The 12,654-nt window shown below is 22.3% G+C and carries 8 protein-coding genes; 1 reads left to right on the top strand and 7 read right to left on the bottom strand.

The genetic code is table 11. The features are described 5' to 3' along the window. Nucleotides 1-18: 18 nt before the first annotated feature. From recB to D9V66_RS02295, 6 genes are all read right to left on the bottom strand, one after another. The gene (recB, locus tag D9V66_RS02320; protein WP_158365835.1) at nt 19-3,531 is read right to left on the bottom strand and encodes an exodeoxyribonuclease V subunit beta; all 3,513 of its coding nucleotides are present in this window, start codon (nt 3,529-3,531) and stop codon (nt 19-21) included. A 10-nt stretch (nt 3,532-3,541) separates the two neighbouring features. Next, entirely contained in the window at nt 3,542-6,769 is a 3,228-nt protein-coding gene (gene recC / locus D9V66_RS02315; protein WP_158365834.1) for an exodeoxyribonuclease V subunit gamma, read from the bottom strand. Nucleotides 6,770-6,844: 75 nt separating this feature from the next. Beyond that, a complete protein-coding gene (gene mscS, locus D9V66_RS02310) occupies nt 6,845-7,690 on the bottom strand; it encodes a small-conductance mechanosensitive channel MscS (RefSeq protein ID WP_158365833.1) in 846 nt (281 codons plus the stop codon). 176 nt (nt 7,691-7,866) lie between these two features. Beyond that, complete coding sequence (fbaA, locus tag D9V66_RS02305) at nt 7,867-8,943, bottom strand: class II fructose-bisphosphate aldolase (RefSeq protein WP_158365832.1); 1,077 nt, start codon at nt 8,941-8,943, stop codon at nt 7,867-7,869. 36 nt (nt 8,944-8,979) lie between these two features. Continuing rightward, entirely contained in the window at nt 8,980-10,158 is a 1,179-nt protein-coding gene (locus D9V66_RS02300) for a phosphoglycerate kinase (protein ID WP_158365831.1), read from the bottom strand. Between the two features lie 157 nt (nt 10,159-10,315). Further along, nucleotides 10,316-10,906 (bottom strand): YhgN family NAAT transporter, encoded by a 591-nt coding sequence (locus tag D9V66_RS02295; protein WP_158365830.1) that lies wholly within the window; start codon nt 10,904-10,906, stop codon nt 10,316-10,318. 273 nt (nt 10,907-11,179) lie between these two features. On the opposite strand from D9V66_RS02295, the gene asd reads away from it, so the two are divergent. Beyond that, nucleotides 11,180-12,289: an aspartate-semialdehyde dehydrogenase gene (gene asd / locus D9V66_RS02290; RefSeq protein WP_187308386.1), complete on the top strand. Its 1,110-nt coding sequence runs from the start codon at nt 11,180-11,182 to the stop codon at nt 12,287-12,289. A gap of 104 nt (nt 12,290-12,393) precedes the next feature. Here the strand turns inward: asd and tusA are convergent, their stop codons facing one another. Continuing rightward, the gene (gene tusA, locus D9V66_RS02285) at nt 12,394-12,630 is read right to left on the bottom strand and encodes a sulfurtransferase TusA (RefSeq protein ID WP_158365828.1); all 237 of its coding nucleotides are present in this window, start codon (nt 12,628-12,630) and stop codon (nt 12,394-12,396) included. Nucleotides 12,631-12,654: the final 24 nt, after the last annotated feature.

Below are 12,654 nucleotides of genomic sequence, written 5' to 3'. Positions count from 1 at the left end.
TGTTTTATAACCTATTGTTTATGAAATTAAAACAATTAATTCTTCTATTAATAAATTATCTGGAAAAATATAAAAAATTCCATTATTTTTTTTATTTTTTATACCTCGTAAAAAAATATAAAATATACCACCAAAATGAGTTTTGTAATCATAGTTTTTTATTTTTGTTTTTAAATATTGATTTATTGCTATAGTGTATATTTGATATTGTATATCATATCGTTTTTTTATAATTTCTTTTTTTATATATTCATAAGAATAAAAACTTTCATTTTTTCCTAACCAATTAGATTTATAATCTATTATGTAATATTTGTGATTCCAAAAAAAAACTAAATCAATAAATCCCTTTAATATTCCTGAAACAGGATTAAAAAATATTTTTGGAGCAAGTGTAGATATAGGATCAAATTTTTGAATGATTTTGTTTAATTTTTTACAACATAAAATATTTTTAATAGGTAAAAAAAATTCTAACTCTTTTGTATATGACTTTTCTTTTAACTTTGATAAAATAATTTTTTGATTATGTAAAGGAGTATTTATAATCTCATATGTCCAAGACATTAATATTGAAGACCATTTTTGAGATATATTATATTTTTCTAAAATTTTAACAAACCAATTTATTTTTTTTTCCTTTGAAAAATTTAAATTTTTTAATATATCATGGATTAATATTCCAGACATATTTCCCTTAGGAAAATTATGTATTTCTAAATGATTTTTATTTGATTTTTTTTCTATTGAAAAATTTGCTAAAATAATTTCTTGATTATTATAGACGAATAATTTATTTTCTTGACTTAGTTTAGTAAAGCTAGTTATTTTTTCAACATTATCAATTTTTCTATTTAATAAAATAGGATCTTGTATTAAAGAAATATTCTCTTTTTTTTCTAAAGTTGATTTGAAATCAATCGTTTTGCTTTTAATCTCTATAATATTGTTTTTTTTTAATTCACTTAGTTTATTAAATAAATTTTCATAATTCATAGGATTGCCATTCTGAATAATATATCCTAAACCACTTAAATGAAGATCATTATTATTAATATTTTTTTTTCTTTTCTTTTTTAAGCATGCTATTCCAATACTACAATGAAGAATTGATCTTGTAATTGCCACATATAAAAACCGAATATCTTCTGCTAATCTTTCTTTATCTGATTTTGCTACACTTTTATTGTGCTTTGTTTCATCAAAAAACATTTTAAAGGTTTTTTTATTGTGATATAAAGGTAATGTTGATTGAGTGAAATTTATACTAAAAGGTATCCAAACAAGAGGGTATTCTAATCCTTTTGATTTATGTATAGTAATAATTTTAACTGATTGAGATTGATTAAAATATTTAACTAATTCACTGTACGAAGGTTGTGTTTTTTTCTGTATTTTTTTTTCTAGCCATTTTACCAAAAAAAATTTTTTTACAAAACATCTAAATTTTTCTTCTAATAATTCTGCTATATGTAAAAAATTTAAAATTGTTTGATAGTTTACTACATCCATTTTTAAAGAACTTAAAGTATTTTGATAGTCTAATATTATGGTTTTAGTCATATGAAATATATTTTTTTTATTCCAGATGCTTTGATATTTATATAGTTTTTCTATTATAAAATGTAAATATTCATTTCTTGATTTTTTTTTATTTCTAGAAAATATTGTATTTAAAATATTTGTTGAAATAGATTGTTGCAATAGTTTTTCATTAGTAGGTTCTAAAATAGATTCTAATATCCATAGAAATTCCTGAGCATCAAAAGTTTGAAATATATTATTCTTATGAGAGGAGTAAATAGAAACTATATTTAATTTATTTAATTCTTTTTGAATAATATCTGCTTCCTTTCCATTTCTAACTAATATAGCAATATCACTAGATTTTAAATTTTTTTCTCCTTTTTTAGTAGTTATTTTAGCTTTTCCTATTTTTGCGCAATGTAACCAATAATTAATTTCATTTGCGCATTGTTTTGCAATCCAAATTTGATAATTTTCTATATTTACTTCTTTTTTTTCTTGTAAAAAAAAACTTAGTGAAGTTTGAGAAATTCCTTTAATTTTAAAATCCATTTTTGAATTTTCATAAGCAGGTAAAACAGGTATATATGAAAGATTTTCAAATATAAATGGGTTGTTATTTTTAGAAAATAAATAATTAATACCTTTACACATATTAATTGAAGAACGCCAGTTTGTATTTAAATAATAGTATTTTTTTATTTTGTTTTTTGCATATAGATAAGAAAAAATATCAGCTCCTCTAAAGCTATATATTGCTTGTTTTGGATCTCCTATTAGAAATAATGCTGTTTTTGCTTTTTTTTTATATATTAAGTCAAATATTTTATATTGTTCAATATTAGTATCTTGAAATTCATCAATAAACGTTACAGGATATTTTTTACTGATTACATTTCTTAAAATATTTTCCTTCTTTATAGTTTTTAAAAGAAAGCTTAATAAATCGTTAAATCCTAGTAATGACTTTTTTTCTTTTTCTTTAGATAAAATTTTAGGGATATTTTTTATCGCATAAAACAAAACAATATTCTTTAGTGAAAAATTTTTGTTTAGTATATTTCTGATTTCATCAAAAAAAACATGTTGTAAATTAATGCTTCCTATTGTGTTTTTTTCTATATATTGCTTTGTAAAATATTTCAATGAATTTGGAATGATATAATCTTTAGTAGTATTTTTTGACCATTTTGTAATATCATTAACCCATCTATTAATATTAAATTGACTATATATTTTTTTATTTATTATTAATTTATTAATTTTTTGTAATATTTTTTGATGATGAATTAACCAAATTTTTTTAAAATCATTGATTTCTTGTATATTTTTTTCGTGATATACAATTAATGTTTCATTTTTAAAAATATTTTTTTTAAAATTTAGTGGTTTTATATTTAAAAATGGTTTGATTTGTTTTAAAAGACATTCTGGGTTCTTATAATCTTTATTAATTATATTAATTATATTTTTTGGTAATTTATAAAAAAAACGTCGCCAAAAATCTTGTGTAGCTTGTAAATATAAATTTTCTTCATTTTCAACAATTTTTTCTTCAAAAATAAAATTAAAATCAAAGGTATATGATTGTAATATTTTTTGACAAAATCCATGTATTGTATAAATTGATAAATTATTTATATTTTTTTGAGCTTCATTTAGTACATCAATTGCTTCTTCTATGTTATGTATTTTTTTTAAAAAAAAGCTAAAAAAAGATTTTTTTTGTGTTTTTTTGATGCAATTTAAATATAAATTTTGAATGGCATCTTTAATACGTAAGTATAATTCTTCTTTTGCAGCATTAGTAAAAGTAACTACTAGTATTTCATGTATTAAAAGTTTTTTTACTTTATTATTTTTTTCTCCTATACCTAATAATAAACGTAAATATAATAATATAATGGTAAAAGTTTTTCCTGTTCCCGCCGATGCTTCTATTAAATTAACTCCATGAAGTGGTATTTTAAAAATATTCAGTTTTTGTGGAGTATAAGAATTCATATATTTTTATTTATTTTTTATTTTTTAATAATGGAATCAACCATGTTTTAGCTGTGTGACAAATTTTTTCTATATTATTTTTATCTAACGCTTCAATTGTTTTTTTGACATATAAATCTTCTTTTTCTCCTTCAATATAATTATTTCCGATCCAAGTTTCTAATAATTTTTTGTATCCTTTTGTTTTTGTATTATCATCATTTTTAATAAAATTATTTTTTATATCATAAACTTGATCAAGCCATGATGAACCTGATTTTGTTAATAAAATAATTTCTTTTGAACCTTTTATATATCCTTGGATATACTGATAAAGATAATTATATGCTGTTTGAGGATCAAGAGGAGAAAAAGACCATATTTGATTTTTATAACCTATGATTTTACTCTCTCCAAAACCTTCTATTAAAGAATAAACTAAATGTTCTATCCATAAACCAATGCGATCACTATAATTAATTGCATTTGGTTTCCAACGTAGTAAACCATTACTTTGTATTTCATCTAAAACACCATTTATTCGAAATTTTTTTAAAGTTAAATCAATTTTTTTTTCTTTTGTTAATGATTTATATTTTATAACTAATTTAGCTATAGATTCCATTTCTGTTTTTATTTTATTAAGAAAACATTGTCCAAAAAAACCATAAGGTAATTTACCAGAAAGAGTATAATATTGTAAGAATTCTTTAGTATCTTGTTTCTTAATTATTTTATTTAATAAAATTTTTTTTATTCTAAAAGAATCTAGTTTTTTTACTGAAAAGGGCTCAGTGTTATTAATTTTTTCTTTTTTAGAAATAAAATTTATTTTTAAATAATTATTAAAAAAATAACGTATGGGATTTTTCCAAAAATAAATTAAATCTTTTAAAGTGATTGGATTAAAAAAATTATTTTTTGATAATTTTTTATTACATATTTCGTTTTTATTTTTTTTAATAATTATATTTTTAAATACATCTTGAGTATTTTTTATTTTTTTCTTTCTATAAAAATATTGTTTTTTATATGTTTTACATAAATGATTAGTAATTTTCTTTTTATTGTCTTCTATGTTTAGACGATGACTATTAAAAATAAAGAAATTTAATGTTATGTAATTTAATAGTTGATCTATTAATATTGAAGGATGTATTTTACTTTCATCTTTAATAGAATATCCAACATAACTTACGTAAAAATATCTTTGAGTGCAAGAAATACTTTGAAGAAATAAATAACAATATTTTTCATAAACGTCTGTATCACCCATACATGGATATTTATGTAATAAATTAATAAAACTATCTACATTGTTTTTTTTAGGAATATTTTGGGAGTCTGCGCCAATAATACATATTATTTTGAAAGGTATATAGCATACATCATATGGATGACAAAAATTTATTACTCCAGGTAAGAATTTTTGATTTTTATAGTTTATTTTACGAGTAAAATTTTTTTTTAATATTTTAATTGAAATTTTGTTGTTATAATTACATGATGAAATATCATCAATCATTTCTATCCAGTTTTTATAAAGAATTTGAATATCTTCTGTTATTCTATTTTTTTTTTCGAAAAAATCTTTAATTAAGTCTTTAAATAATGAACGCCAAGATGAAGGATATTTTAATTTAGATGTTTTTTTTTGCCATTTTTTAAGTGTGTTTATAAAAATAATTAGTTTTCCTATTAGTTCTGCCCTAGAACCATTGATGATACTACACGATAAAACATCGTTCCAAATACCTTTTGTATGATTAGTGGCATAACTAAGAAGTAATTTTTCGATACCCCAACTCCACGTATTTTCTTCGTTTTCAGGAAAAAATAATTTTTTTTTATGTTTACAATCGATACCCCATCGAATGTTAGCTTCTTCTATCCAATAATATAAAATATTTATATCCTCTTCTGAAATATTAAAATTATTTGCCACTTCTGGAATATCAAAAAATTCTAATATTTCTTCATTTTCAAAACGACTGTTTGGTAAATCTAATATTTTATTAAAGAATAATAATATTATTTCTGTTTTTTTAGAAAATTTTGTAGAAATAAAAAATGGAATGTTTTCTTTAATATTTTTTGATTTGAATATTGAATTGATAGATGAAACATACTTAGTAATTGAATAGCATGTAACTACTATATCATTAGGTTTAAGATTTTTGTTTTTATTAAAAAATATCAATAGTTTTTCATATAAAATTTCAATTTCGTTATGTATATTATAACAAATATTTATAGAAATTGAATCATCTGTTAAAGATAACATTTTTCTTTTTGTTTTGTTATTTTTTAAGGAATTAAATTCAAGAAAATTATTTTTAATATTATTTAGTAAATTAGTGTTTTCTGTTTTTTGAAAGTAATTGATTTTTTTCGTTTTTTTAGAATAAATAATTTTTAGAATGTAATATTCTTCATATTTTCCCCATAACGATAATATTGTATGATTTAAGATATTTTCTTTTCTTGTTTTTTCTTTTGATAAAATATTACTGTTTTGAATTAAATCAAAGTGAAATATATTTTTTTTAAAAGGTGTGAGATATAAAAAGTAAATGTTTGTGTACTGGCTAATTATTTTAAAAATTTTTATATATGAAGGGTTTAATGCAAAAGAAGAAATGATGAAGAAACGATTGGGAAAATCTTTTTTTTGTATTTTTTTTTCGTTTTCTAAGGATTGAAATTTATTAAATAAATTTGAAAAATGATAGATTGATTGATGATTTTTTTTTCTATGATTTTTTATTTCTTGCCATAATTTAATTTGCCATCTTTCATTTTTATCAATAAATAATCTTTTTTCATTTTTTTCCCATTCATTAATCCAATTAGGACGATAAATAAGATATTTTTCAAATATATTTGCCATTAAATATGAAAATTTAAATTTTTTAGATATATTATCTTTTTTTCTAATATATTTAAAAAAGTTTTTATTATTTAAAATATTCATAATATCCCAAGTTATACTAGATTTAGTAAATCTATTTTTTATTTTTTTTTTGTATAAAATTTTTTCAAAAATTTTCCATATAAAATTTTTAGGATGATATAATTCAAGATTTGTAGATATTCCTATTTTATTAGCAAAGAATACATTTAAGTATTGAAATAATATTTTACTATCGTGAATAAAAATTTCTTTTTCAAAAATATTGGAAAGTGGTTTTTTTTGAATAATTTGACATGCTTTCGATAATAATACATCAAGTTTATTTGATTTATAAATGATAAACATAAATATGAATACCTAATTGTTTTTAAATAAATATTAAAAAATATAACAAATTTTAAAATAATTTTTGTTTGTATATTATTTTTTCTTGTAAAGATGAACATCTATTTGAGGATAAGGAATATTAATATTATGTTTATCTAGTGCTTTTTTAAATTCAGCCATTAAGTCCCAGTATACTATGTTTAAATCATTTGTATTACTCCAGCAACGTACTATAAAATTTAAAGAAGAGGGTGCTAATTCACTAAGTCCGATAATTATATCCCGATCTTTGATTACTCTATCTTCATTTTCTATTACAGTTCTTAAAACTTTTATAACTAGATCAATATCAGCATTATATGATACGCTTATGATAAATTCATTACGACGAGCTGGTTCTCTAGAATAGTTGATAATATTACCAGAGATAATTTTATTATTTGGTACAACTACAATTTTTCCATCTAATGTACGCAGTGTCGTATAAAAAATATGAATATTTAAAACGGTTCCTGCAACACTTCCTAGATCAACATATTCTCCTGTCTTTAATGGTCTTAGTGTTACCAATAAAACACCAGCTGCAAAATTAGACAATGAACCCTGCAATGCTAAGCCTATTGCCATACCAGCTGCTCCTAATATAGCAATTACTGATGTTGTTTGTACTCCAATTCGACCTAATGCAGCAATAAGTGTAAAAGTAATAATAATATATCGCATTAATGCTGAAAGAAAACCAGCTATAGTTACATCAATATTACGAGTGATTAATACTTGATTCACCCCATTTGATATTATCTTTGCTATAAACATTCCAGCAATCAAAATAATAATTGCAGATGTTAGATTTACTGTATATTCAAGAAGTAATTCTTGATTACGCATTAACCAATTTCCCGCATGATTAATATCATTTACTACGTTTAACTCATCCATTATTATCTCTGTGTATTTTTTTAGTAGTTTTTTTAAAATATTAAAATAATTTTTTAATTTTAATTTAAAAAATTAAATAAAAATTCATTATATAAACATTTTTCAATAAAATAATATTTCGGAGAATATTTTTACTTATTCCCCGGAATAAAATTAAAATTTTTTATAAAAACATTTTATAAGATATTAAAAGCATTTAATTCTTTAAATGACTGTTCTAATCTGATTGACATTGATTCTTGAGATTTTCTTATCCATGATCTTGGATCATAGTATTTTTTATTAGGTTTATGCTGATCATTATTATTTCCTAATTGATTTTGTAAAAATTCTTTATTTTTTTTATAAAAATTTAGTACACCATTCCATGTAGCCCATTGCATATCAGTATCAATATTCATTTTAACTACTCCGTATTTAATAGATTCTTTTATTTCTTTTAAATTTGATCCTGAACCTCCATGAAAAACTAGATTTAATGGATTTTTTTTTAAATTATGTTTAGTACTTACATATTCTTGTGAGTGTTTTAAAATAATAGGTCTAAGATCAACATTTCCAGGTTGATATACACCATGTACATTACCAAACGAAGCAGCAATACTAAAATTTTTACTAATTTTATGTAATTTTTCATAAGCATAATTAACGTCCTCTGCTTTTGTATAAAGCAAGTTTTTGTTAATTTTTGTATTATTTACACCATCTTCTTCTCCTCCTGTACACCCTAATTCTATTTCTAACATCATATTTATTTTCTTCATTTTTTTTAAATATTTACTACAAATAGATATATTTTCTTTTAAATTTTCTTTAGATAAATCAATCATATGAGATGTAAAAAAAGGTTTATTATTTTTTTGATAATAATTTTCACCTACTTTTAATAGTCCATCAATCCATGATAACATTTCTTTTGAACAATGATCTGTGTGAAGTATCACTGGAATTTTGTAATATTTTGCTATTAAATGTACATGTTTAGCTCCAGATATAGATCCTTGAATTGCTTGTTCCTGATCAATTGGAAATCTTTTTTTATAACCTGCAATAAAAGAAGCTCCGCCATGAGAAAATTGAATAATAACTGGTGATCTAACTCTAGCAGCTGTTTCTAATACAGTATTTATAGAATCTGTTCCTATACAATTTACAGCAGGTATTGCAAATTTTTTCTTTTTAGCTAATTCAAATATTATTTGAGCTTCATCACCTGTTACAACACCAGGTTTAATTATATTTAAAATGTTCAATTTTTGTCCTATTACATGATGTTTAATTAAGTGATATTAATTAATTGATTGGTATTTTTTGTAATTTTCTTCTAGCATATTTATTGCAGGTAATTTTTTTCCTTCTATAAATTCTAAAAAAGCACCGCCTCCAGTTGAAATATAGGAAATGTTATTTTTTATGTTAAACATATCGATAACAGATAATGTATCACCGCCTCCAGCAATAGAAAATGCATCACTTTTTGCAATTGTTTTTGCAATTGCTTCTGTTCCTTTACAAAAATTTGGAAATTCAAAAACTCCAACAGGACCGTTCCAAATAATTGTTTTAGACATTTCAAGAATTTGGATAATTTTTTTAATAGTTTCGTCTCCAAAATCCATGATTTCTTCATTTTTTTTAATATTATGAGGTAATTTTATTGTGGATTTTTCAGTTTTACAAAATTTTTTTCCTACACGAGAATCAATAGGTACAATAATATTATATTTATCACGTAATTTTTTAGCATCTAATACAAAGTCTGGTTCATATAACGATTTTCCAATTTTATAATCAATTGCTAAGAAAGTATTTGCTATACCGCCTCCAACTATTATAGTATCTGCAATTTTAGATAATTTATGTAATACGTTGAATTTAGTTGATACCTTTGCACCTCCTACTATAGCTACCATAGGACGGTTTGGTTGTTCTAATGATTTTTTTAAAAAATTAATTTCTTTCACTAAAAGGGGTCCAGCACATGCAATTTTTACAAATTTTCCAATACCACAAGTAGATGACTGCATTCTATGAGCGCTTCCAAAAGCATCCATTACAAATATATCGCAAAGATTAGCATATTTTTTAGATAGTTCATTATCATTATCTAATTCTCCCACATTAAAACGAACATTTTCTAAAATTACAATTTCTCTTGGATTAAGTTTAATCCCATGAAGATAATTTTTAGAAAAATATATTTTTGTATAGTTTAATTTTTTTTTCAAATACTCAAATATAGGTAATAAAGAATATTTTTGTTCATAGTATCCCTCTTTTGGTCTTCCTAAATGAGACATAATAATTATTTTTGCATTCTTTTTTATTGCCATTTCTATAGTAGGAAGAGCCGCTAGTATTCTAGCTTCAGATTGAATGATTCCATTTTTTATAGGAACGTTTAAATCACTTCTGATTAGTAGTGTTTTACCTGTTATATTTAATTCAGTCATTTTTATGACATTCATAATAGTACCTTTTTTTATAATAATTTTCTTATATTTTGATTTTAACCTGCTATTTTTTCAATAACAGGTTATTAAAAAAATAAAAATTATTTTAATTTAAAATTTATTAAAAAAATTAAACAATAATATATTTTGTATTTTTATTTTAAATTTAATGTTAATTTTTAAACCAAGCTTCAATTCCATCAAGAAACATTTGAGTAGAAAGCATAATTAAAACTAAACCCATAAGTCTTTCTAAGGCGCTAACACCTTTAGAGCCAAATAATTTTAAAAACAAACCAGATAATAATAATATTATAACTGTAAAACACCACGCTATTAAAAGTGATCCAACCAAATAAGACATATGATTCAAATATTGATGTGATAATAACATTAATGTTGCCAATAAAGATGGACCTGCAACTAGTGGAATAGCTAAAGGAACTAAAAAAGGTTCTTCATTTGAAGAAATATTATTATTATCTTCTTCAGATGGAAAAATCATTTTAATAGCAATTAAAAAAAGAATAATACCTCCAGATATAGAAACTGTTTCAGTTTTTAAATTTAAAATAATAAGTATTTTTTCCCCAACAAATAAGAATAGTAGCATAACAATTAACGCTATAATCATCTCTCTTATGACTATAACTTTTCTTCTTTTCTCTTCTAGATGCTTTAATACAGTCATGAATATTGGAAGGTTTCCTAAAGGATCCATAATTAGAATTAGCAATATAGTTGTAGAGATTATTTCATTCATTTTAATTTTTTATGTCCTTTTTCAGTTACAATGTTTTTATATAAAATATAATTAAAAATTAATTATATATAAGTTTTATTTCTAATATAAAATTATAATTTTATAGTATATTCAAAATAAAAATATAATTTTATATTTCTATATTAATAGAAGCATATATTTTTTCTTTATTTATTACTTTCTGGAGGCGGAAAATTTTTACTTTAACTAAATGATTTATCAGATTTAATATAAAACTGCTGTTAATGTAAATAATCCGTATATTTTATAATGATAAAATCTGTTGGATTCATAGGTTGGAGAGGTATGGTTGGATCAGTTTTAGTGAAACGAATGAAAGAAGAAAATGATTTTTCAAAAATTCGTGCTATTTTTTTTTCAACGTCTCAATCTGGTCAGGATGCTCCTTTAATAAAAAATATATTAGATAAACATTTAAAAGATGCCTATGATATTGAATTATTAAAAGAGATGGATATTATTATCACATGTCAAGGCAGTGTTTATACTGAAAAAGTTTATCCAAAATTACAAAAAACTGGTTGGAAAGGTTATTGGATAGATGCATCTTCTACTTTACGAATAAAACATAACGCTATAATTATATTAGATCCAGTTAATTCTAAACTTATATATAATTCTATCAATAAGGGTATTAAAACTTTTGTAGGAGGAAATTGTACAGTTAGTTTGATGTTAATGGCTTTAGGAGGATTATTTGAAAAAGAACTCATTGAATGGATTTCTGTTTCTACTTATCAAGCAGCATCTGGTGCCGGTGCCCGTCATGTAATAGAGTTATTACAACAAATGGGAATGCTATATAATATTGCTCATAAAGATTTATTAAATAATTCTTCTGTTTTAGATATAGAAAATAAAGTAACTCAAATATCTCGTAGTTCTAATTTTCCCATAAAAAACTTTTCGGTACCATTAGCTGGTAGTTTAATACCATGGATTGATAAAAAAATGAGTAATGGTCAAACTCGTGAAGAATGGAAAGGTGAATTTGAAACTAATAAAATTTTAGGATTTAAAAATCAAGTTATTGTTGATGGTTTATGTGTACGAATAGGTTCACTTCGATGTCATAGTCAATCATTTGTTATTAAATTAAAAAAAGTAATATCTTTAGATATTATTGAAGATATGATTAAAAATCATAATCATTGGGTTAATATTATCCCGAATAATATTGAAGATACGTTATTAAAGTTAACTCCATCATCTGTAACTGGTACTTTAAATATACCAGTAGGTCGTTTAAGGACATTAAATATGGGTAAAAAATATATATCTGCTTTTAGCGTAGGAGATCAACTTTTATGGGGTGCTGCAGAACCTTTAAGAAGAATGTTAAATTTATTAATTGATATGTAAGTATCTTATATTTTTAATACAAAATTAATTGTTTCATGTATACACTATATTTTAATATATTTAGATATATTAAAATTTAAGTGTATATGTTAAATATTTATTTTCTATAATCCCTTTTTTAAGAGATAATAATAAGGTTTAGTTTTAATTTTATTTTCTAATAATTGATGTTCCATAAAATAACAGAAATTAGGAATATCTCTTTTTGTAGAAGGATCATCTGATAAAACTAATATTTTTTCGTTTTTTTTCATACTACGAAGAGTTTTTCTAATAATCATAATTGGTTCTGGACATCTTAGTCCAATTAAATTTAATATAAGATTATGTTTTTTTTTCATTATTTTTAACTAAAAAAGTATTTT

Origin of the sequence: Buchnera aphidicola (Brevicoryne brassicae), from assembly GCF_005082825.1 — a bacterium.
Classification (GTDB): Bacteria; Pseudomonadota; Gammaproteobacteria; order Enterobacterales; family Enterobacteriaceae; genus Buchnera; species Buchnera aphidicola_AK.
This window is presented reverse-complemented; position numbering and strand designations above follow the sequence as displayed.